The 21,217-nt window shown below is 69.9% G+C and carries 28 protein-coding genes; 11 read left to right on the plus strand and 17 right to left on the minus strand.

Annotated elements, in window-relative coordinates; translation table 11 throughout:
• Positions 1 to 18: 18 nt before the first annotated feature.
• The 6 genes from BW982_RS11475 to BW982_RS11505 form a co-directional block, all read right to left on the minus strand.
• Positions 19 to 546, minus strand: coding sequence for an Imm59 family immunity protein (locus BW982_RS11475; protein WP_076493272.1), 528 nt, complete (start codon positions 544 to 546; stop codon positions 19 to 21).
• Positions 547 to 574: 28 nt separating this feature from the next.
• The gene (locus tag BW982_RS17795; RefSeq protein ID WP_139327418.1) at positions 575 to 1,351 is read right to left on the minus strand and encodes a hypothetical protein; all 777 of its coding nucleotides are present in this window, start codon (positions 1,349 to 1,351) and stop codon (positions 575 to 577) included.
• Positions 1,348 to 1,929 carry a hypothetical protein gene (locus BW982_RS11490; RefSeq protein WP_139327419.1) on the minus strand — a complete coding sequence of 194 codons (582 nt, stop codon included), beginning with the start codon at positions 1,927 to 1,929 and terminating at the stop codon, positions 1,348 to 1,350. The genes BW982_RS17795 and BW982_RS11490 overlap by 4 nt, the downstream gene beginning before the upstream one ends.
• 71 nt (positions 1,930 to 2,000) lie before the next feature.
• Complete coding sequence (locus BW982_RS11495) at positions 2,001 to 2,258, minus strand: hypothetical protein (RefSeq protein ID WP_076493279.1); 258 nt, start codon at positions 2,256 to 2,258, stop codon at positions 2,001 to 2,003.
• A complete protein-coding gene (locus BW982_RS11500; RefSeq protein WP_083696655.1) occupies positions 2,245 to 2,562 on the minus strand; it encodes a YrhB domain-containing protein in 318 nt (105 codons plus the stop codon). The genes BW982_RS11495 and BW982_RS11500 overlap by 14 nt, the downstream gene beginning before the upstream one ends.
• Entirely contained in the window at positions 2,559 to 2,960 is a 402-nt protein-coding gene (locus tag BW982_RS11505; RefSeq protein WP_076493284.1) for a hypothetical protein, read from the minus strand. Before BW982_RS11505 ends, BW982_RS11500 begins: the two co-directional genes overlap by 4 nt.
• Between BW982_RS11505 and BW982_RS11510 the strand changes: the two genes are divergently transcribed.
• On the plus strand, positions 2,959 to 3,477 hold the full coding sequence (locus BW982_RS11510) for a hypothetical protein (RefSeq protein ID WP_139327420.1): 519 nt from the start codon (positions 2,959 to 2,961) through the stop codon (positions 3,475 to 3,477). The two genes, BW982_RS11505 and BW982_RS11510, sit on opposite strands and share 2 nt — an antisense overlap.
• Here BW982_RS11510 and BW982_RS18260 read toward each other — a convergent pair.
• The 11 genes from BW982_RS18260 to BW982_RS11560 all read right to left on the minus strand — a co-directional run bounded on the left by BW982_RS18260 (position 3,474) and on the right by BW982_RS11560 (position 12,140).
• Positions 3,474 to 3,755: a YrhB domain-containing protein gene (locus BW982_RS18260; RefSeq protein ID WP_076493289.1), complete on the minus strand. Its 282-nt coding sequence runs from the start codon at positions 3,753 to 3,755 to the stop codon at positions 3,474 to 3,476. The genes BW982_RS11510 and BW982_RS18260 overlap by 4 nt on opposite strands.
• 76 nt (positions 3,756 to 3,831) lie before the next feature.
• Positions 3,832 to 4,473: an SseB family protein gene (locus BW982_RS18265; RefSeq protein ID WP_076493291.1), complete on the minus strand. Its 642-nt coding sequence runs from the start codon at positions 4,471 to 4,473 to the stop codon at positions 3,832 to 3,834.
• Between the two features lie 66 nt (positions 4,474 to 4,539).
• Positions 4,540 to 5,373: a hypothetical protein gene (locus BW982_RS11525; protein ID WP_076493293.1), complete on the minus strand. Its 834-nt coding sequence runs from the start codon at positions 5,371 to 5,373 to the stop codon at positions 4,540 to 4,542.
• Positions 5,370 to 5,789, minus strand: a complete 420-nt coding sequence (locus tag BW982_RS17800; RefSeq protein WP_139327421.1) for a hypothetical protein — start codon at positions 5,787 to 5,789, stop codon at positions 5,370 to 5,372. The genes BW982_RS11525 and BW982_RS17800 overlap by 4 nt, the downstream gene beginning before the upstream one ends.
• A gap of 17 nt (positions 5,790 to 5,806) precedes the next feature.
• The gene (locus BW982_RS11530; RefSeq protein ID WP_076493295.1) at positions 5,807 to 8,536 is read right to left on the minus strand and encodes a hypothetical protein; all 2,730 of its coding nucleotides are present in this window, start codon (positions 8,534 to 8,536) and stop codon (positions 5,807 to 5,809) included.
• Positions 8,536 to 8,880: a DUF6507 family protein gene (locus BW982_RS11535; protein WP_076493297.1), complete on the minus strand. Its 345-nt coding sequence runs from the start codon at positions 8,878 to 8,880 to the stop codon at positions 8,536 to 8,538. Before BW982_RS11535 ends, BW982_RS11530 begins: the two co-directional genes overlap by 1 nt.
• A 97-nt stretch (positions 8,881 to 8,977) precedes the next feature.
• Positions 8,978 to 9,289 (minus strand): pore-forming ESAT-6 family protein, encoded by a 312-nt coding sequence (locus BW982_RS11540; protein ID WP_076493299.1) that lies wholly within the window; start codon positions 9,287 to 9,289, stop codon positions 8,978 to 8,980.
• Between the two features lie 20 nt (positions 9,290 to 9,309).
• On the minus strand, positions 9,310 to 9,642 hold the full coding sequence (locus BW982_RS11545; protein ID WP_076493301.1) for a hypothetical protein: 333 nt from the start codon (positions 9,640 to 9,642) through the stop codon (positions 9,310 to 9,312).
• 122 nt (positions 9,643 to 9,764) lie between these two features.
• The gene (locus BW982_RS11550) at positions 9,765 to 10,337 is read right to left on the minus strand and encodes an HhH-GPD-type base excision DNA repair protein (protein ID WP_076493303.1); all 573 of its coding nucleotides are present in this window, start codon (positions 10,335 to 10,337) and stop codon (positions 9,765 to 9,767) included.
• Between the two features lie 19 nt (positions 10,338 to 10,356).
• Complete coding sequence (locus BW982_RS11555) at positions 10,357 to 10,638, minus strand: hypothetical protein (protein WP_076493305.1); 282 nt, start codon at positions 10,636 to 10,638, stop codon at positions 10,357 to 10,359.
• A 176-nt stretch (positions 10,639 to 10,814) separates the two neighbouring features.
• On the minus strand, positions 10,815 to 12,140 hold the full coding sequence (locus tag BW982_RS11560; RefSeq protein ID WP_076493307.1) for a glutamyl-tRNA reductase: 1,326 nt from the start codon (positions 12,138 to 12,140) through the stop codon (positions 10,815 to 10,817).
• A gap of 100 nt (positions 12,141 to 12,240) precedes the next feature.
• On the opposite strand from BW982_RS11560, the gene hemE reads away from it, so the two are divergent.
• From hemE to BW982_RS11610, 10 genes are all read left to right on the plus strand, one after another.
• Positions 12,241 to 13,278 (plus strand): uroporphyrinogen decarboxylase, encoded by a 1,038-nt coding sequence (gene hemE, locus BW982_RS11565; protein ID WP_083696657.1) that lies wholly within the window; start codon positions 12,241 to 12,243, stop codon positions 13,276 to 13,278.
• Positions 13,275 to 14,780 carry a protoporphyrinogen oxidase gene (gene hemG, locus BW982_RS11570; RefSeq protein WP_076493310.1) on the plus strand — a complete coding sequence of 502 codons (1,506 nt, stop codon included), beginning with the start codon at positions 13,275 to 13,277 and terminating at the stop codon, positions 14,778 to 14,780. Before hemE ends, hemG begins: the two co-directional genes overlap by 4 nt.
• A 117-nt stretch (positions 14,781 to 14,897) precedes the next feature.
• Positions 14,898 to 15,299: a hypothetical protein gene (locus BW982_RS18270; protein WP_076493311.1), complete on the plus strand. Its 402-nt coding sequence runs from the start codon at positions 14,898 to 14,900 to the stop codon at positions 15,297 to 15,299.
• 3 nt (positions 15,300 to 15,302) lie between these two features.
• Entirely contained in the window at positions 15,303 to 15,713 is a 411-nt protein-coding gene (locus BW982_RS11580; RefSeq protein WP_076493313.1) for a phage holin family protein, read from the plus strand.
• On the plus strand, positions 15,703 to 15,981 hold the full coding sequence (locus tag BW982_RS11585) for a hypothetical protein (protein ID WP_076493315.1): 279 nt from the start codon (positions 15,703 to 15,705) through the stop codon (positions 15,979 to 15,981). Before BW982_RS11580 ends, BW982_RS11585 begins: the two co-directional genes overlap by 11 nt.
• A 334-nt stretch (positions 15,982 to 16,315) precedes the next feature.
• Positions 16,316 to 16,984: a hydrogen peroxide-dependent heme synthase gene (hemQ, locus tag BW982_RS11590; protein WP_076493318.1), complete on the plus strand. Its 669-nt coding sequence runs from the start codon at positions 16,316 to 16,318 to the stop codon at positions 16,982 to 16,984.
• On the plus strand, positions 16,981 to 17,979 hold the full coding sequence (gene hemC, locus BW982_RS11595; RefSeq protein ID WP_076493320.1) for a hydroxymethylbilane synthase: 999 nt from the start codon (positions 16,981 to 16,983) through the stop codon (positions 17,977 to 17,979). Before hemQ ends, hemC begins: the two co-directional genes overlap by 4 nt.
• Entirely contained in the window at positions 17,976 to 18,779 is an 804-nt protein-coding gene (locus BW982_RS11600) for a uroporphyrinogen-III synthase (protein ID WP_076493322.1), read from the plus strand. The genes hemC and BW982_RS11600 overlap by 4 nt, the downstream gene beginning before the upstream one ends.
• Positions 18,776 to 19,759 (plus strand): porphobilinogen synthase, encoded by a 984-nt coding sequence (gene hemB / locus BW982_RS11605; protein WP_076493325.1) that lies wholly within the window; start codon positions 18,776 to 18,778, stop codon positions 19,757 to 19,759. The genes BW982_RS11600 and hemB overlap by 4 nt, the downstream gene beginning before the upstream one ends.
• A 71-nt stretch (positions 19,760 to 19,830) precedes the next feature.
• Positions 19,831 to 21,171: a glutamate-1-semialdehyde 2,1-aminomutase gene (locus BW982_RS11610; protein ID WP_076493327.1), complete on the plus strand. Its 1,341-nt coding sequence runs from the start codon at positions 19,831 to 19,833 to the stop codon at positions 21,169 to 21,171.
• Positions 21,172 to 21,217 lie beyond the last annotated feature (46 nt).

Raw genomic sequence — 21,217 nt, forward strand, 5'->3', positions numbered from 1 at the left:
AATTACCGGCTCACCGGCTCACCGGCGCGTCAGCGGGACGTATTCGCGTCGCGCGACCATCGCGAAGACCTCCTGGGCCGCTTCCGGGGAGATCTCCTCGATGTCGGCATCCAGGGGAAATCGGACCGCGCGGTCGAGCACCCCTCTCGAATCGGGATGCCAGGTGTCGACGGCGACGAGCATCTCGTCGACCGGCCCGCTCCCGGTCTGCTGTCTCCGGAACAGTCGTGCCGGGACGAGTCGCCCGTCTACGCGGCGTTCCTGGACGAAGTAGCGGGGCGCCTCCTCGTGCCGGATCTTCTCGCGCCACGCCGCGATGCTGTTCATCGAGCGGAGTCGCGACAGGAAGTTCTCGAGCGCCGGACCTTCCTCCGTGAACTCGCGGCGGCCCTGCGGGGTGGCGCGCTCATCCGTCGCGAAGACGACCCAGCCGTCCGCGGTCCGCTGGATCGCCACGACGTCGGTCGCGTTCGTGGCGTCCTCGAACCACCGGTAGTCGCGGAGGCCCTCGGTGCGGATAGCCGCGAGTGTCTCTTCGGGGATCATGGGGCCTCCGGGGTCGACGACGGTTCAGTCATTCCCGCACCAGGGGGAGCTGTGTCGTTTCCACGCGCACGTTCTCGACCTCGTCCGGCGACACCAGTGCTGACCATCCGTCGTTCTGGTTGCCCCTGAGTCCCGCCGCGAGAGCGGTCGCAGGCTCGTCATCGTCATATCGGATCATGACCATTCCACGACGGGGGCCGCGCCCGACGCGGTCGTCGATGATGGAACGGTGATCGATACCGAGCTGCTCGACCAATGCGCCGCGCGTGCAGGCCTGGCCTCCCAACGGCGTCCAGAGGCTCAAATGGTCTGGGGCGACATCGAAGTCGCTTTCGGAATACGCGAAAAGGATGACCGCTTCGAGGTGATCTCCGCCAACCGCGGGCATTGGGTCGTGGACGGCGTCACGTCGTCGCGAGACTCCGCCGTCGCGGTGCTCCTCGTGCGATTCGGTCAGCTCTGGCGATCGTTCAATGGTTTGCATGATCCCTTCCCGGTGGGTCCTGCGGCCGGCTCGCGGGTCAGCCCCGTCGCCGACGGTCATCTCGCTGAGGTGAACGGGGAACGGGGGGTCTTCCGATGTGAAGACGATGCCCGCGTGTTCACGTACGTCGCCGATCGACCCCATGACGACATCGTTGCGCTGATGGCGACGCATTGACGCCCCGCTCAGTGCTCGCTCCGCGTCGGGTTGGGTCGTCGACGTTATGGACCGCAGTCGTTTCACAGCGGGCCTGTTCGTGCCGCGCGGCGACGCTGTTGCTCGAGCGGGCCGAATCGCGGTGAGCGCCTCTTCAGCGGTCACGGGACCTCCTCGCTCCGCTCCCTACCCTCTGTCGGCGCGGGTCCGCGATGTGATCGGAACGGCACGTACCGCCGCGCACGCGCCATGTCCTCGAATTCCGCAGCCTCATCGGCAGTCACCTGTTCGAGATCGGACTCGAGCGGGAAAGCGAGGGCGTTCGCGATCCCGCGACGCGAATCCGGCTGCCAATTGCCGACGTCCTTGAGGACCTCATCGACCGGCCGGCCGTCGACCGTGCGGCGTCGAAAGAGCGAGATCGGGGTCGGCGTTGCGCCTTCCCCGCCGTAGCGGACGAAGTAGCGCGGCACGTCGATGCCCGACTCGACGCCGAGCCACCTCAGATTGAAGAACCACCGGGATGCCAAGGCATCCACGGCATCCGGCGAAAGGTCGGGCCGGGCGGCCCGCAGACGTTGCTTGTAGAGCGCCGCTCCGCCGTCGTGACTCGCGGAGAGATCCGTGACTTCGAGCCGGTCGGAGGCGTCGATCGCCTCGTGGACCCCGCGGAGGAGAACGGCGGCGTCGGCATCCTCATGCTGTGCGAGGTTCACCACCGCACCCTCGTCTGCCTCGGGCATGTGTGCGCGGCTCCAACCCAGATACGCGACGACGGCCGCCGAGAGGAGATCGTCGAGGGGCGGGGGAAGAGTCACCGTCGAAACTCCGCGAGGTCCCGAAGGAATCGAAGGCCGTTCACTGCATCATCGAGAGCCTCTGGTTGAGCAGTGAAGGTTCTGCGGGTCGTGGTGATCACCGCAGCCCTCTCGTCGGTGTGCAAGGTCACCCAGCGCGGGCCGTCCTGGAACACGCAGACCTTCGAAGAAGTAGTGCCGAGGGGTGCACCTTCGTGGAGGAACCTGCGGAGACGCTCTTTCTCCAGGACGTCGTAGAAATCATCGATCTGCATCGTGCTTCATCCGCCGTATCTGAACATCGATGTCTTCCGAGGCGCTGAGCGCATACGGTGCGCCATGATCGCGGGGGACGACGATCGGCATGTTCCCCACGAGCATCTCGTCGAGATCGCCGTGCTCGACGTAGCCGCGGCCCTGGAAGTAGAAGACCCAGTTCGGCCCCGCTTCGACCGGCGGGCCGAGAATGACCCGGGGGATGCCATCGTGCTCGGTCGAGCGGGCGAGGAAACCGATCGCGATCTCTTCCGCCTCGTGTGCGCTGAGAGGTGGCGGCGACGGGTGGTTGTCGGGCATCATGCATCCTCCTCCGCCGAAGGGTCGGTCGGTGGCTGTTGAGCAGACCAGCCGTGAGCAGCCAGGAACTTGTCCGGGATCCGCAGACGAGCAGCGGCGAGAAGGTCGTCGACCGCCTTCGCAACCTGGACGCGGCCGTGGTCGAAGTGCTCGTCCGTGAGTTTGAGGAGCGAAACGCGGCGAGACCCGTAGTCGACGCTGAAGCCCGCTCGTCCACGGTCGTATACGAAGGCAATCGGCAGGAATTCGTAAAGCGTGAACTCGAACGTGAGCCACGGCGTCGGCCTGTCCCGAATCTCGGTTACCGCGGCGTCATCGGCTGCATCTCCTCGCGAACGCAGCTCGAAGGCGAGGCTGCGTGCCAATGGCTCCATCGAATCGACGGTCTGCCCTTCGTCCATGTTCCATCTTCTCTCCAATACGGACCGCCCTGTGGGTCGAACCACGGCGAGGACGCTCCGCGGCTGCAGGGATGATGGATCGATGGACGATGACAGCATCCTCGAGATGTGGGCGCAGCGGGCCGGATTCCCCAGTCCGCTGCGTCCCGGGGACGCCACCCGCGGGTGGTGGAACCCGGAGACCGCGTTGGCGGTTCGCCGAACCGCCGATTCCACGTGGCACGTGGACATCGAGAATCGCGGCTCTCGAACGACGGAGGCAGTCCTCGAAACGGAGGAGGACGCGAATCGTTTCCTCCTGACGCGGTTCGGGGTGCTCTGGCGGCTCGGCCAGGGACTCCAGGACTGTTTCCCTGTCGTAGCTGATCCCGGTGTCGTCGTCAGCGACGAAGGGTCCGTGTACTCGGTCCGGTGGAACGGTCGGAGTGCCGCAATCGCGGCTGAACGCCAGGCGATCCGATACAGCCATGTCGTCGACGAACCGCTCTCCCGCATCAGCGCACGCCTCATGGGCTAATCGGCTGCGGCGAGGCGAGCCATCTGCGCATCGACGGGTTCTGCGCTCGACAGCGTGAAAACGGCGTCGCCGTTCTTCGGGATCACATAAGGGCCGTTGCCGGCCAGCGCCTGGAAGACATCGCCGTGAACGGCGAATGCCTCGGACTGATACCCCTGCACCCACCACTTCCCGTAGTCGAGCGTCTCTCCCGCGAGGACACAGCGCACGCCGCCGTGGTTCTCCGCGCATCGAAGGGCTTCGCGAACGATCTGGCGAGCGGTATCTGCGTCGATCATTTCCCCCTTGCCGGCTGGCAGCTCTCCCGATGTTTGTGACCCGACAGGGCGATCGTCGTCTATCGACATGTCGGCCTCAGCGGCGCTGCAGCGGGACGTAGGTGCGGCGGGCGACCATGTCGAAGACGTCCTGCGCGGCCTCCGGAGAGATCTCCTCGATGTCGGCATCCAGGGGGAAGCGGATGGCCTCGTCGACCGTTCCGTGCCGGTCGTCGGTCCACGAGTCGACGTCCAGGAGGCGTTCGTCGACCGGTCCATCCGGCGTCGAGCGTCGGCGGAACACCGAGACCGGGACGACCTGGCCTTCCACCATCTGTTCACGGATGAAGTAGCGCGTGGTCGGTGTCGCGGACGCCTGGCGGAGGGCAGCCAGAGCCGACGGCGGGATCTCCATCGCTCCCGCCGACCCCGTGTTCAGGACGAGACCGACCTCGGGCGCTGCTCCGCCGACAAGGAGGCTGCCCGGCATGAGCAGCGCGCAGCGGCCCTCGCTGAACTCCGCCGGCACCTGGTCGGTCGCGGCGAAGACGGCGAGGAAGCTCGCGTCGTCGCGATGAACGACGAGGGGCTCGATCGCCGTCGGGCCGGGCGTTCCGTCGACGAGAACGACCAACTCGGATTCCAGCAGAACCGGTGCCAGCCGCTCCGACGGCAGCTCCCCGGACCGCACCGACCTCATGGTGACTTCGAGCTCGTTCTCTGCGCGAGGCACTGTCATGTGGGGCTCCTTCATCACCTAGTAGCTCCGCACGTACTCAACTCCGCGAGAGATCGCGATCCGGGCTCAGCCGACGAGCTGATTCGCGACGAGCTTCGTGTCGGAGAGATCGGCGCCCGGGATGCCCGACACCTCGAAGACGCCGTAGTCGACCATGACCGCCGACAGTCGCCCGGCGATCTCGGGGTCGTCGGTCAGGAGCTGCACGCGGACGACCCCGTTGTGCTCCTCGAGCACCCGGAGGGGAACGTCGCCGAGGGCGGCTGTGAAGTCGAGCTCGTATACCGTGCAAGCCGCGAGCGGAACTGTTCTCGTCCAGACCCCGAGACGCGCCTGTGCCCAGTCGGCAGACGCCGGCTCGACGTACGACGTGAGATCGACCTGGTCATCATGGACGTCCGCGGCGTATTCGGTCTCGTCGTAGACGGCCCGCGTGCCGAAGAAGCGACTCGAAGGATGCCATTCCTTTACCGGAGGTTGCCCTTGGAGTGCGGTCCACCCGTGAGCGGCACCCCGGTACACAGCCAGGATTTCCTGTTCTCCGGAGTCTGAGATCCGCCACAATTCGGCCCCCGGGGAATAGCGGGTCGTGGACATGTTCCACACCGGTATGATCTCGTCGCCGACGGGTCGGAGGAACCCGAGCGGGTACGACGGCCACGGCCGCTCGACCTGAGCCGGCACACTGAGCGTTGCGCACAGGGGGACCTCGAACCGCACGACATCGACGTGTCCGGCACCATCGGACGGCCACCCGTACGCCTCCCGGAGAGCGCCCGGCGTTCGCAGGTTCTTCGCGTCACCTGCTTGCACGACGGAGCCACCGACCTGCGAGTACCCGCGTTCACGGATGAGCTGGGACAGGCCGGGATGCAGCAGCTTCTGCAGAACAGTTCTCATGCGCTCACCATAGGAAGTCGTGTCGTCTCCACGTGTACATCCTCGATCTCATCCGGTGAAACCAGGGCAGACCACCCGTCGTTTTGGTTGCCGGACAATCCTGCGGACACAGCAGCATCCGGTTCCTTGCCGGCATACCAGACCATGACCATTCCGCGTTCGAGACCTCGCTTCACGCGCGACCCCACGTGTACGGGCACGCCGTGCCATGTTCCGCTCACCTCTTGCGAAAAGCGTGCGGTCACTGCACGACGGGGGAGTTTCACCCAAGGATCATGGGGATCCGCGTTCATCTCGGTCGCGTCGGGAAAGTCTTCGGCGGTGGGGGGCCGGTCTGTCTGCAGGCGCAGGTAGTCGTCCCCTCCGGAATGCCACGGATACCGTTTGCCTCGGTACTCGAACAGTGTCTCGCTCACTGGCAGCATTGATTTCTTCACCCCACCGGGATCCACTCACCGCGTCGCCAGACGGCGAAGAGTCTTTGCGTTCCGTCGTCCAACACTTCCCATATCTCCGCGCCGTCGCGCATATTCACGTCCTTCGCACGGTACTCGGGAATGATGTCCTCGCCGGTCTTGAGGAAGCCGTTGCCTGTGAACGGTGCGCTGTAATGGTCAACCGAGCGGTCACCGCCCATCGAACTGTGCAGCTGCGGGTTGACGGAACCCGGCGTATCGAAGTCCTGCTGGAATCGGAGGACGAACGCGGACTGATCGTCGCGGAGGAAGTTGGTTTTGGGATAGTCGAGCCGCAGCGATCGGAAGAAGTCCGCGGGCGTCGTCAGGTGCGCGGTGTCCTCGGCGACCGACACGGACCCTGTGATCATTCCGTCGTTACGCAGGACGATGTTCTCGCCCTGACCGAACACCAGCTTCCCCGAAGCGTCGAAGTGCGGCTGGTCGAGGACCTTCTGGAGGACCGTGTCCGGAGTCACCTGAGCCGTGAGATCGTTCCGCACTCCATTGACGATGGTCTTCTCCGACGGCGTCAAGGTGTCGATCGGGCGGTTGATCAGATCTTCGAAGTGCGATTTTGTCACCCCGTACTTGTCCAGAAGTGGAGTGGTCACACGGGTGTCGCCGAGCACCTCAGGAGCGAACGAGGTTGTGTGTTCGCTTCCGTCCATCAACGAGTACACGCGTCCAGGCGCCGCCGGTGTCGCTGAGCCTTCGCCGGACGAACCCCCGGGCTCGGGGCTGGTTGTATCTCCAGGACCCTCCTCGGTGCTGCCTCCGCCCCGCCCCGCGCTGCCGACCGGTGCGTCCCCGCCGCGCCCGTCGGGCGTAGCGTCGTCGCTCCGCCCTGGGCCGACCGTGGCGTCGTCACCGCGTCCTAGGCCGCCACCGCTGCCCGCGTCGGAGCCGCCACGTCCGCCGCTCTCGCCGCCCGCATGGCTAGCACCGCCGCCGGTCTCGGTCGAGGGCTCGCGCACGACCGTCGACTCGCCGGCGCGACCGGTCTCGGTGCGCACGGGGGCGTCCTCGACGATCGAGTTCACCGCGCCGGGGCCGGTCTCGCCGCGGACACCGCCGGCTGCGACCAGTTCGGGTTCGCGCACGGGCGCCACGACGCCGGCATCCGCTCCGCCGTCGGTGCGTACCGGGATGTCGCCGCCGCGTGCGGCGTCGAACGCTCCGGCGGGCATCTCGATGCGGCCCGAGGGGATGGCCTCGGTGGGCGGGAACTCGTACACCGGGATGCCATCGTCGACGCGTGCCGTGATGCTGTTGAGGTCGACTCCGGCGTCGTCGAGGGCGCGCATCGCGGAGGCGGGGTCGTCGGCGACGAACGGCATGTCGGGGGTGTTGAGGTGGAAGCCGTCGGTGGCATCCGAGCCGAGCCGTCCGATGATGCCGTCGAGGCCCTTGATCCCCGCCCCGCCGAGCTTCATCGCACCGTTCATCGCGTAGGCGGCCGGGTCGACGAAGTCGACGACCTTCGCCATCTTGGACACGGCGGACGCTGCTCCCGCCGCCGTCTTCACGCCCGACACCGCCGCTCCGGCGGGGATGATGATCGTGGCGACGTTGAACACCGACTCGCCGAGGGCGGTGCCGGGGTCGTCCTGCCACTTGTCCCACGCGATGATGGACTTGCCCACGTTGAGGAACGCCTCGTTGGTGGTGTCCTTGAAGTCTCGGAGTTGCTGCGGGACGAGCTGCCCGCCGAAGTTCTGCGCGACGTCGTCCGCCATCAGAAGAATGTTCAACGGCGGCGTGGAGTTCATGAGCGCGCCTGCGGCGAGCGTCCCCAGACCACCCCACGCTGCACCCCAGGCGTCGGTGGAGAAAAATGTCCACGTGGCGGGGTCGAAGCCCACCAAGAGGGATCCCAGACCCGACAGCGTGCCGCCGATGCCCCCGACGATGATGCCCTCCCACAGGAAGTCCTTGAAGATGAACTTCGCGGTCGCCTCGCCGCAGCCCTCGGTGCGCTCGACTTCGGCGCCCCAGGGCATCTCGGTGCCTTCGGGGATCTCGGAGATGCCGTAGCCGAGAGCGTCGTCCTCGGAGGTCGCGGCGTGCAGCGGCTGTGCGCCGTAGAGGGCGCGGATGCGGTTGGCGCAGGCGCGCTCGGCCTCCCACAGCTTGATCTGCTGCGCGTTGACCGCCGCGATCAGCTCGTTGTTGCGGTCGACGTGGTCCTGCGACTCGTGCCACTCCTTGGTGACCGTGCGGTATTTGTCCGGCGCCGCAGCGCTCGACGACCCCGTTGTCGACGAGCCCCACGAACCCTGGTAGGTCGGCATGGCGGTCGCTCCGCCGTACGGCGACTGCGCCGCGGTCCAGGCGGGGTTGATCTCGCGGACCTGCACGCCGCCCTGGATCGAGTCGACGAACGTCTGCGCCTGGACGCGCAGCGAGTCGAGTTCGGCCTTGATCGGACGCACGTCGGCGGCGAAGGCGATGAGGGCTGCCGACACCTCGGCCAGGTTGTCGCTGACCTGGGTGGCCTGCGAACTGACCGGGGCCATCAGCCCCAGCAGGGTGGGCGACTCCGGCGCCTCGTAGACCCCGGCCATGCCCTGCCACTTGAAGTGCACGTTCGAGCCGTGCTCCGACACCTGGCCGGAGATCGTCCCGATCGTGCGGGCGTTCTCGTCGATGGCATCCGGGTTTATATCGGCACCCGGGATCGCGTCGACCTTGATCGCGTCAGGCATCACATCACCCCGTGCGGGAGGTCGGGCGGATACACGGCGGAGACGGCCGCGGTCTGCGCGTTCGCCGCCATCTCCATGTCACCCGCGACGTAGGCTTCGGTGGCGCTCACGACGCCCTGCGCCGCCGCGCCGATACGGGCACTCATGCCCTGGATGCGCGGACCCTCTTCCTGCTGGAAGTACGCCTGCACCGCCTCCGAGATGGCGCCCGACTGCGTCGCGGTCACCGCGCCCTCGAGCGCGGGACTCAGCGAGTTCAGCGCGGCGCCGAGTGCTTCGGCATCCACGTTGACGTCCTGCAGCACGGCCACGACGCCCGATGGCTGAATGCTCCAGCTGGTCATCGCCCGTCCCCCTTCATGTCCTCAGATCCGCGCGGCCCCCACGCGCGGGCGCCACCGATGCCGGGTGCAGCGCGCACCCGGCATCCGACGGCATCCGTCAGCCGATCGACTCCACCGCCGCGCGAGCCTTGCTCAGCGCGGTCTGGGCGGACTCGTCGTTGCGCTCCAGCGACGAACGGAGCGTCTGGATGATGCCACGCACCTCGGCGGCGGCGTTCTTCCAGCGGGTCTCCTTGCCGCGGTAGTCCTCGGACACACCGTCGGCGGAGTAGTCGGCCATGGCGGCCTGCACGTCGCGGTCGCGCTGGTCGATCAGCGACTCCAGCTGCGCGGCGACGCGGTTGAAGTTGTCCTGAGCGTTCTGCGAGGCCGCGATCGAGTAGTCGCGACGGTCTCCCTGGTTCACCATGAGTCAGTCCCTTCCGATTCTCAGCGGCCGCCGAAGCGCGCGGCGTCGAACGACGACCCGGCTTCCAGGCTCGTGGTCTGGTCGACCATGGACGACTCGCCCTCCTGGAAGGAGCGGTCCATGCCCGAGATGCCGCCCAGCACGCCGTCGAGCGCGAGCTTCAGCTCGGCCGAGATGGCGTCGGTGCGCGACTTGAAACGGTCGAACGCGGCGCGACCGGCGCCCTGGAACTGCCCCTCGAGCGGCTCGGCCGCCTCGAGCAGCTGGCGCACCAGCAGCGACAGCTCATCACTCGACCCCGAGGTGGCCTTACCCAGCACACCCAGAGTGTCGGAACCCATTGCGAACTTCACGAGAGCCCACCCTTCGATCGCGAATCAACCTGCAACGAACTTTGAAACCCTAACCACCGGGTACCCGTCGCGGAACGAAGATGAGAGAACTCTCCTTTTTCTCCCCCATGGTGTAGGAGGGGTCAGCTGCCCGCTTTCGCCGCTGCTTTGGCCGCGCGCTTGTGCTCCCGCACCTTCGCCAAGGAGTCCGGGTTCGTGATGTCGGCGACGGACCGGAACGAGCCCTGCTCGCCGTACGGCGCCGACGCCTCGCGCCAGCCGTCGCCGTCGTATCCGTACTGCTTTCCGAGCAGCGCGAGGAAGATCTTCGCCTTCTGCTCGCCGAAGCCGGGCAGGGCCTTCAGCCGCTTCAACACCGTCGCGCCGTCGGGGTCGTCGCGCGTCCACAGCGCCGCGGCGTCCCCGCCCCACTCCTTGTCGAGCGCCGCGCACAGCGACTGCACGCGCGTGGCCATCGACCCGGGGAAGCGGTGCACCGCCGGGGACTGCGAGAACGCAGCCGCGAACGTCTCGGGATCCTCGTGGGCGAGGGTCGTGGCATCCATCGCTCCGACCCGTTCCTGGATCTTCAGCGGGCCCGCGAACGCCGTCTCCATCGCCACCTGCTGGTCGAGCAGCATGCCGATGAGGAGCGCGAGCGGGTTCGTCGAGAGCAGTTCGTCGGCGGCCGGGTCATCGGTGATGTGCAGACTCATCCGCCCATTCTCGCGCGGGTCACGCGCGCGCGGCGATCCATTTCTCGGCGAAGGGCACGGCATCCAGGGTGTGCAGGTCGTCCGTGATCTCGGTGAGCTGCCGTTCGAAGTCGTCGACGCTGCCGGGCTTCAGGCGCGTGACCACGGATCCGTCGACCCGCCGGATCACGACTTCGCTCGTCGACGGCGCATCGGAACCCGCGTCGAGCAGACCCATGACGACCGTGGCCGCCCAGCGCAGGCCGTTACGGCGACGATCCTCGCCCGCGACGCGGTACACCTCGGATGCGGGAGTGCTCATGCGCACATCCTGCCCGATGCGCGGTCGCCGAGGCTTCGGTTCGCCCGGTGGGGTGGGGGCGCCGGTCGGTGGCGACGGGAGGAGATTCGGCGGGGGGAGGAGGGATGCCGGGGTGTCGGTCCTCCGCTCCCGGTTTCTCCTCCGCCCACGCGGGATCGGCCCGAGAACGGAGCGTTTCAGCCGGCGTCGGCGATGCGCGACGCGGGCGTCTCGGCGTCGGCGACCTCGATGCCGAACAGTGCGGACAGCGCGGAGACGTACTCGTCGCCGCGGCCGGACTCCGCGAGCTCGTGCGCGCGGGTCGTGGGGGTGTGCAGCAGCACGCCGACGAGGTGCCTCAGCGCCTGCTCGGTCTGGCCGTCCTCGTCGCCGCGGGCGCGCACGCGCTCCACCTCGGCGTCGAGCACGCCGAAGACGTGGGCGCGCAGGGCCACGACCGCGGGGGTGATGTTCTTGCGCTCGCCGACCGAGGCGAAGCGGCGGGCGGCGTCGCGGACCAGGTCGCGCGCGGCATCCGTCGCCTGCAGCTCTTCGAGCGGGGCGTGGAGGCGGATGGTCTCGAGGTCGAGCAGGTCGACGCCCGGGACGGTGGCCACGTCGGGGTCCACGTTGCGCGGCAGACCGAGGTCGATGACCAGGCGCCGTCCGGAGTGGTCGACGGGGCAGCCGACCGAGGCGGGGGCAGCGGCTTCGGCGGCCGTGCGGCCGGCGGCGAAGGTCGCGGCGCTGACGACGTGGTGCTCGCTCGTGGTGCACGTGATCACGAGGTCGGCGTGGGCGACGGCGGCGGGGAAGGTCTCGGCCGAGACGGCGCGCAGGCCGTGCTTCGCCGCGAACTTGGCGGCACGCCCCGACGGGGAGTGGACCGAGATGTCTTCGGCTCCCTGGTCACGGAGGGCCGCGACCGTCGCCGCGGCGTAGGCGCCGGTACCGACGAGCAGCACGCGCTGGGTCGACCAGTCGGCGATGCGGCTGTCGGCCAGCTCCAGGCCGAGGCGCACGATGGAGCGTCCGGCGCGGCCGATCGCGGTGGAGTTCTTCACGCCGCGCTGCGCTTCGGACGCGCGCTGGAACAGACGCTCGAGCTCACCCGAGGTGGTGCCGAGCGTGCGCGACTCGGTGAGCGCACGGCGCACCTGACCGGCGATCTCGCCCTCGCCGACGACGACGGATTCGAGACCGGATGCCACCGAGAACAGATGCTCGGCGACGTCGCCGCCACCGAGCACGGTGTACGACCCGGCGAGCTCGCTCGCGGGCACGCCCGTGGCCGCCTCGATGGCGCTCAGCGTGGCTTCCACGCCCACCGCGACGGCGGCCGTGACGGGCTCGTCCATGTCGACGTAGGCCTCGAAGCGGTTGCAGGTGGCCACGACGACCGCTCCCTGCACGCACTCGTGGTGCGCGGCGATCAGGGGGGCGACGGGGGTGGTGGGTACGCTGAGCCGCTCGAGGAGATCGAAGGACGCGGTCTTGTGACTCGCGCTCACACAGAGCAGCACGCAGAGATTCTACGCCCGGCATCCTCGGGGTATTCCGGGTGGCCTCTCGACGTCAAGGCATCCCTCCTCCTCCCAGAAGGCGAATGGGAGGATGGATGCCATGGCTTCTCCCGACGCTCCCCTTCTTCGCGCCCTCCGAGGCGACCGCCCCGAGCGGCAGCCCGTGTGGTTCATGCGGCAGGCGGGGCGCTCGCTGCCGGAGTACCGCGAACTCCGGGTCGGTACGCGGATGCTCGACGCGTGCCTGACGCCCGATCTGGCGGCGGAGATCACGCTGCAGCCGGTCCGCCGGCACGACGTCGACGCCGCGATCTTCTTCAGCGACATCGTGGTTCCCCTGCGTCTGGCCGGTGTCGCGGTCGAGATCGAGCCCGGACGGGGCCCGGTGTTCGCCGAGCCGGTCCGCACGGCCGCCGACGTCGCGCGTGTGACCTCCATCGACCCGGCGGACGTCGCGGCCGCCGCCGAGCCGATCCGCGAGGCCGTGCGTCTGGTCGTCGCCGAGCTCGGCGATCAGGTGCCGCTCATCGGTTTCGCCGGAGCCCCCTTCACCCTCGCGGCCTATCTCGTCGAGGGCGGCCCGTCGAAGGAGCACCTCCGGGCGCGCGGGATGATGCACGCCGATCCCGAGTCGTGGCACCGTCTCGCCGGGTGGCTGGCCCAGGTCTCGCGCGCCTTCCTCGCGGCGCAGATCGACGGGGGCGCGCAGGCCGTGCAGCTGTTCGACTCGTGGGCCGGGTCGCTTTCGCGCGCCGCGTTCCTCGAGTACGTCGCGCCCCACTCGCGCGTCGCGCTCGAGGGCATCGACGTGCCACGCATCCACTTCGGCGTCGGCACCGGGCCGTTCCTCGCCGACATGCGCCTCGGTGGCATCGCCGACGCGGTGGGTGTCGATTGGCGGATGCCGCTCGACGAGGCGGCCGCGATCGTCGGCCCCGACACCACGCTGCAGGGCAACATCGACCCGGCTCTCCTCGGTGCGCCATGGCCGGTGCTCGCGGCCCACGTCGACGACGTCCTGGACCGCGGTCGCGCTGCACGCGCCCACGTGCTGAACCTCGGCCACGGCGTGCCGCCCGACACCGATCCGACGGTGCTCACGCGCATCGTCGCGCGGGCGCACGGGGACGTGGAATGAGCGAGCCGCTCGAACGTCTGGCGGAGCACGCGCACGAGAGTCACGTCGTCGTCGCCGGTGGCGGCGTCTCGGGACTCGTCGCGGCACTGGAGTGCGCCAAGGTCGGCATCCGGGTGACCGTGCTGGAGGCCTCGGACGCGTTCGGAGGCGTCGTGCGCTCCGCGGAGGTCGGCGGGCTGACCCTCGACGTCGGCGCGGAGAGCTTCGCGACGCGCGGGGGCATCGTCCGGGGGCTGCTCTCCGAACTCGGACTCGCCGACCAGGTCGTGGCACCGAACACCGCCGGCGCGTGGGTCGCGGGCGTGCCGGGAGTCGGGGCGGCGCCCCTCCCGAAAGGCGGGGTGCTCGGCATCCCGGACAATCCGTGGGCGCCCGACGTCCGTCGGGTCATCGGTTGGGCGGGGGCGTGGCGGGCCTACGTCGACCGTCTCCGACCGCCGTTGACGATCGGTCATCAGCACAGCCTCGGGGCCCTCGTCCGCTCCCGGATGGGCGCCCGCGTGCTCGACCGGCTCGTCGCGCCCGTCACGAGCGGCGTGTACTCCGCGCGGCCGGACGACATCGACGTCGACCTCGCCGCCCCGGGCTTGAACGCCGCCCTCACGCGCACGGGTTCTCTGAGCGGCGCCGTCGCGGAGCTGCGCGCGGCGCGCGCGACCCCTGCGCCGGCGGACGCTCCGGCGTCCGACGTCCCGATCGTCGCCGGTTCCGTTCCCCGCACGCCGGCCCCCGGCGGCGCGGTCGAGGGGATCGTCGGGGGGATGTCGCGACTCGTCGCCGCGCTCGTCGGTCGCCTCGACGAACTCGGGGCGGAACTGCGCACCGGGGTCTCGGTCGAAGGCCTCTCCCGCGACGGGAACGGCTGGGTCGTCGGGACCGAAGGCGACAGCGTCCACGCCGACGCCGTCATCGTCGCACTGCCCGAGAGAGCCGCGCGGGAACTGCTCGCCCCGGTCGTCCCGAACCTCGACCCGGCCGATCCGATCGCGCCGGTGGTCGAGGTCGTGACGCTCGTCCTGGACGCGCCCGCGTTGGACGCCGCGCCGCGCGGCACTGGTGTCCTGACCGTCCCGGGCAGTCACATCGCGAAGGCCCTGACCCATTCGACCGCCAAATGGGACTGGGTCCGGGATGCCACCGGGCCCGGCACCCACGTCGTGCGGGTGTCGTTCGGGGCGCAGGGTGAGGAACCCGCGACCGCCGACCTCGACGACGATGCCGCCGCGGCCCTGGCCTTGTCGGAGGCGGCGGCTCTGCTGGGAGTCGCACTTGCCCCCTCCGCCCTGCGTGCGTCGCACCGCGTGCGGTACGTGCAGTCGCAGCCCGGAGCCGCGATCGGACGCGCGGCGCAGACCGACGCCGCGCGCGCCGCGGTCCGCGCGGTCCCGGGGCTGGCGGCCACGGGCGCGTGGTTGTCGGGGACGGGCCTCGCCCAGGTGATCCCGGACGCCCGGGCCGAGGCGGACCGGGTGCGCAGCGCCGCCCTGTGGCGCCGCGACTGAGTCGCTCCGACCCGGATCGTCGGTGTCGAGCGCGATCCTGTCAAGGGTGGATGCCGGAACGGGAATACATCGCTATCGTGAGACTCGACCAGCACTGATCGAGCGTGAGGAGACCCCATGCGGGGCAAAGCAGCACTCGTCGTCGGACTCGTGGCGGGCTACGTGCTCGGAGCACGCGCGGGGCGCGAGCGGTACGAGCAGATCAAGGCCCAGGCCGAGAAGGTCTGGGAGCAGCCCGTCGTCCAGGGGCAGGTCGAGAAGGTGAAGGCGTTCGGCGTCTCCGCCCTGAAGTCCGTCCCCGGTGTGGTGTGGAAGGGCGCGAAGTCGGTCACCGGCGCCGCGTCGCAGTCCGGCACGGTCTCCGAGCGCGCCGAGCGCGCCGGCCGTGCCGCCAAGGTCTCCGCGCACGAGGTCGCCGACGCCGTCGAGGATTCCGTCGACGACGCCGAGCGCGCCGAGAAGCGCGCCACCACGCGGGCCAAGGCGAACAAGAGCAGCTCCACTCCGTCGGGGAGCTGACGCATGACCACTCCCCGCGGTTTCCGCGACCGCGCCGATGACAGCCTCTTCACCCTCATCGGTGACATCCCCGAGCTCGTCCGCAACCTCGTCGTCGCCGAGATCAACGGCGCGAAGGCGTGGGCGGCGCGAACGGCCAAGGACGCCGGCATCGGCGCGGGCTGGTTCGTCGGCGCACTGATCGTCGTCTTCTGGGCCGTCCCGGTGTTCTTCGCGTTCGTGATCGCCGGACTCTCGTCGTGGTGGCCCGTGTGGCTGTCGGCGCTCGTGGTCTTCGGAGTCATGATCGTGATCACCGCGATCCTGGCCCTCCTGGGCTACCTGCGTTTCAAGAAGCTGTCCAACCGCGAGAACCCGGGTCAGGCCATCGCGCAAGACGTCCGCATCGTGAAGGAGGCCGGCGATGAGTATTGAGCGTCCCGTTCCCGTGCCGAAGACGGCCGTGCCGCTCGGCATCGCCGACCCGGTCGAGCAGGCGCGCGCCGAGCTCAAGGCCGCCCTCGCCGCGATCGAGGTCAAGGCCAACGTTCCGCGCCGACTGAGCGCGGCGGTCGACGTCCGTGTCGCCGAGGTGCGGGAGTCCGCGCGCCGCAACCCGGCGGTCGCCGCGGCGGCCGTGGCCGGTGTCGCGGCGGCGGTCGGCCTCACGGTCTGGGCCCTGGTCCGCGCCTACACGCGCTGACCTCCGCCTTCGCCGCGGCGTCGCCGTCCCGGCATCCCTCCCCTCGAACGCCCGCGTTCCGTTCCCGGACCGCGGGCGTTCGCCGTGTCCTGGCCGCAGTCGCGTCCGGGTGCTGTCTGCGGCACCAGTTCACGTGATCTGGCCGAACGTACGGCTCCTGCGCCGCCACGGCGTGTGTACTCGGCCAGTTCACGTGAAATGGGCATCCCCGCCCCGGCTCACCCGTGCCCGCCGCGGCCCGCACGCGACCGAACACGTAACCGACTGGATGCCGGTGGTTCGGCGGCGAGTCAACGGGTTTGGAGCGGCGCGCCGCGAGGGCGAGGATTGACGCATGGCCGACGACTCCTCTTCCATCTACACCCTGTGGGCGGTCCTCCGCCGCGACCCCGAGAACCCCGTCACCGAGGCCGACGCCACCGAGCTGGCCGACCTGGTCGACCTGATCGAGGCGGACGGTATGACCGTCCGCGGGTTCTACGACGTCAGCGGCTTGCGCGCCGACGCCGACCTGATGGTGTGGCTGCACGGTGAAGACCCGCAGGCCCTGCAGCGCGACCTGCGGCGTCTGCGTCGCACCGAACTGCTGAAGAACCTGCTTCCGACGTGGAACGCCATGGGCGTGCACCGCGACGCCGAGTTCAACCGCTCGCACGTCCCCGGCTTCCTCCGCGGCATCGACGCGAAGGACTGGCTGTGCCTGTACCCGTTCGTCCGCAGCTATGAGTGGTACCTGCTGCCCGAGGCCGAGCGTCGCGAGATGCTCATCGAGCACGGCAAGAAGGGCTCCGAGTACAAGGGCGTCATCGCCAACACCGTGGCATCCTTCGCCCTGGGCGACTACGAGTGGCTGCTGCCGATGGAGGCGGACGACCTCACCGACCTCGTCGACATGATGCGCGACCTCCGCTACACCGAGGCCCGCCGTCACGTCCGCGAAGAGGTGCCGTTCTACACGGGACGCCGCGTCACCCTCGACGAGATCCCCGAGATCCTCCAGTGAGCGCCGCTCTGCGCCTGGGCACGCGGCGCAGCGCGCTGGCGATGGCGCAGTCGCAGATGGTCGCGGACGCCGTGGCCGCGGCATCCGGTCGTGATGTCGAACTCGTGCCGATCGTGTCGGAGGGCGACGTCAACCGCGCGTCGCTGTCGCAGCTCGGCGGGCGCGGCGTGTTCGCGAACGGGCTGCGCGAGGCGCTCGCCGCCGACCGCTGCGACTTCCTCGTCCACTCGCTGAAGGATCTGCCGACGCTGCAGCCCGAGGGGCTCGTGATCGCGGCCACGCCGCCGCGCGAGGACGCCCGCGACGTCGTCGTGACCCGCGACGGGACCGCGCTGTCCGAGCTGCCCGCCGGATCGCGCGTCGGCACCGGGTCTCCCCGGCGCATCGCGCAGGCCCTGCGCCACAACCCGGGGCTCGACATCCACGACATCCGCGGCAACGTCGATTCGCGTCTCGCGCGCGTCCGGGACGGAGAATTGGATGCCGTCATCCTCGCCGCCGCGGGCATCGCGCGCCTCGGCGGAGACCTGGGCGGTCTGGAGGCCGAGTATCTGGGCTTGGCGGAATGGCCCACCGCGCCCGGACAGGGGTCGCTCGCGATCGAGACGCGCACTGACATCGCGCCCGAGATCCTCGCCGCTCTCGCCACGCTCGACGACGTCGACACCCGGGTCGCGATCACGGCGGAGCGCACCGTCCTCTCGGTTCTGGATGCGGGATGCCACGCCCCCGTCGCCACGCACGCCGCCCTCGTCGACGGCGACCTGCGCCTGCGGGCCATCGTCTACGCGCTGGACGGCTCGCATCGGATCGGTATCGATCGGACCGTGCGCGTGGAGCCGGGGTATGGTGGGGAACCTGGCAGTGGCAACGGTGCGAATGCTGCCGACGACGGGGGACCCATCGCGCGTGCGACGCGTGCGGGCCAAGAAGCCGCGCGTCGGTTGCTCGAACGTGGGGCGGCCGACCTGGTACCACGAGAGTCGACCACATGAATGAAGGCCATCGGCACACGCCGACCCCAGACAAGCCGCTCGCCGGCCGGCGCGTCCTCGTGCCCCGCGGCGGCCCGTGGGGTGACGGTGTCGCCGCCAGCCTTCGTCAGCGCGGCGCCGTTCCGGTCATCGCGCCACTGATCAACTTCGCCCCCACGAACGACCAGGCGACCCTCGAGCAGGCGCTCGCCGATCTCGCCGACGGCGCGTTCGACTGGCTCACGCTCACGAGCGCGACCACCGTCGACGTGCTCTACGCGTACCGTGCCGTGATCCCCGCGACGACCAAGGTCGCCGCCGTCGGCGAGACGACCGCCGCGGCGATGCAGGCCGTGGGCTATCACGTCGATCTCGTTCCCGAGCGGGACAACTCCGCGCAGGGCATGGCCGAGCAGATGATCGACCTCGAGTGCGAGCCCCGCAACGTCCTGACGTTGCGCAGCGAGATCGCCAAGCCCGTCCTCACGCGTCTGCTGATCGAGGCCGGGCACCGCGTACGGAGCGTGGTGGCGTACCGCACGGTCGGCGTCCCGGTGACCGACAAGATCGCCACCGACGTCCACTCGGGTCGCATCAACGCCATCCTCGTCACGAGCGGGTCGGTCGCCGAACAGGTGGTCGAGCAGTTCCCCGAGATCCCGGCATCCACCGTGATCGCCGCGATCGGTCCGCGGACGGCGAAGGATGCCAAGCGCGCGGGCCTCACCGTCGACGTCGTCGCCGAGCGGCAGACCGTCGACTCCCTGATCGACGCCGTCGCCCGTTTCACCCTCCCCCCGGAGTCCGAGACCCCCGCATGAGCTTCCCCGAGTACCGCCCGCGGCGCCTGCGCCGCACTCCCGCCATCCGCCGTCTCGCGCGCGAGACGCATCTGGTCCCGTCACAGCTGGTGCTGCCGCTGTTCGTGCGGGAGGGCATCAGCCAGCAGGTGCCCATCGGCTCGATGCCCGGCGTCGTGCAGCACTCGCTCGACTCGTTGCGCCGCGTGGTCGCCGAAGCCGCGGCCGCCCGCATCGGCGGCGTGATGCTGTTCGGCGTGCCCGAGACCCGCGACGCGGTGGGCTCCGGCGCCGACGACCCGAACGGCATCCTGAACGTCGCGACCGAGACCGTGATCTCCGAGGTCGGCGACGCTCTCGTGGTCCAGACGGACCTGTGTCTCGACGAGTTCACCGACCACGGCCACTGCGGTGTGCTGAGCGCGGACGGCACCGTCGACAACGACGCGACCCTCGAGCGGTACACCGCCATGGGTCTCGCCCAGGCCCGGTCGGGGTCGGCGATGCTCGGCCTCTCCGGGATGATGGACGGCCAGGTCGGCGCGGTGCGCCAGGCGCTGGATGCCGAGGGCTTCACCGACACGCTGATCCTGGCGTACTCCGCGAAGTACGCGGGGGCCTTCTACGGTCCGTTCCGCGAGGCCGTGGACTCGCAGCTGAAGGGCGACCGCCGCACGTACCAGCTCGACCCCGGCAACGGCCGCGAGGGCGTGCGCGAGGCTCTGCTCGACGTCGAGGAGGGCGCCGACGTCGTGATGGTCAAGCCGGCGCTCCCGTACCTCGACGTGCTCGCCGACGTGCGCGCCGCCGTCGACGTGCCGGTGTGGGCGTATCAGGTGTCGGGCGAGTACGCGATGGTCGAGGCCGCCGCGGCCCACGGCTGGATCGACCGCCGCGGTGCGGTGCTGGAGAGCCTGCTCGGCATCCGTCGCGCCGGCGCCGACGCGATCCTCACGTACTGGGCCCTCGAGGCCGCGCACTGGCTGCGCGCCGACCTGTAACTCCGCTCCACGTTCTGCCCGCGTTCCCCGCGGGTGGGCCGACACGCGCGCACGCCCGGGAGAATGGAACCATGACAGACCTCAACGACCAGTGGTTCGCGCGCGCGAAGGACGTCATCCCGGGCGGTGTGAACTCGCCCGTGCGGGCGTACGGATCCGTCGGTGGGACGCCGCGGTTCGTGCAGTCCGCCGCGGGCGCCCGGATCACGGATGCCACGGGCCGGGAGTACGTCGACCTCGTCGCCTCGTGGGGGCCGGCACTCCTCGGCCACGCGCACCCCGAGGTGGTCGGGGCCGTGCAGTCGGCGGCATCCAAGGGTCTGTCCTTCGGCGCGCCGACGGGGGCCGAGGTCGAGCTCGCGGATCTGATCGCGCGTCGGGTCCAGGTGGGCGACCTGCGCCCCGTCGAGAAGGTGCGTCTGGTGTCCACGGGCACCGAGGCGACGATGACGGCGATCCGTCTCGCGCGCGGGGCGACCGGCCGTGACCTGTTGATCAAGTTCGCGGGGCACTACCACGGTCACTCCGACGGGCTGCTCGCCGCCGCCGGCTCGGGCGTCGCGACGCTCGCGCTCCCCGGCTCGGCGGGGGTGCCCGCGCCGATCGCCGCGCAGACGCTCGTGCTGCCCTACAACGACCTCGACGCGGTGCGCGAGGCGTTCGCGGTGCACGGCGAGAACATCGCCGCGATCATCGTCGAGGCGGCATCCGCGAACATGGGTGTCGTCCCGCCGCTGCCGGGCTTCAACGCCGCGCTCGCCGACATCGCGCACAGCCACGGCGCTCTGCTGATCATGGACGAGGTGCTCACCGGATTCCGCGTGCACCCCGCCGGCTTCTGGGGCTTGCAGGCGTCGCACGGCGAGACGTACCTGCCCGACATCCTTACGTTCGGCAAGGTCGTCGGCGGAGGGATGCCGCTGGCCGCCCTCGGCGGACGCGCCGACGTCATGGACCAGCTCGCGCCCCTCGGTCCCGTGTATCAGGCGGGCACGCTGTCGGGGAACCCGCTGTCGGTCGCCGCGGGCCTCGCGACGCTCCGGCTCGCGACCCCCGAGGTGTACGCCGCGGTCGACGCCTCGGCCGCGCGCGTCGCCGACGCCCTGGATGCCGCGCTGACGGCCGAGGGAGTGGTGCACGCCGTTCCACGCGCCGGGTCGCTGTTCGGCGTCGCGTTCCTCCCGGAGGTGCCGCGTGACTACGCCACGGCGTTGACGCAGCAGTCGTGGCGGTACGCCCCGTTCTTCCACGCGATGCTGGATGCCGGTGTGTCCCTGCCCCCGAGCGTCTTCGAGGCGTGGTTCCTCACCGCCGCCCACGACGACGTCGCCCTCGAGGGCGTGCTCGAGGCGCTGCCGGGGGCCGCGCGGGCCGCGGCCGGCGCGGCGGACCCGACGCTGCTGGCGCAGTAGGCGCGGCTTCGGACGGCGGCGCGTCGGCCGGTGATCCGGCGTATCC

The organism is Microbacterium sp. RURRCA19A (assembly GCF_900156455.1).
GTDB lineage: Bacteria > Actinomycetota > Actinomycetes > Actinomycetales > Microbacteriaceae > Microbacterium.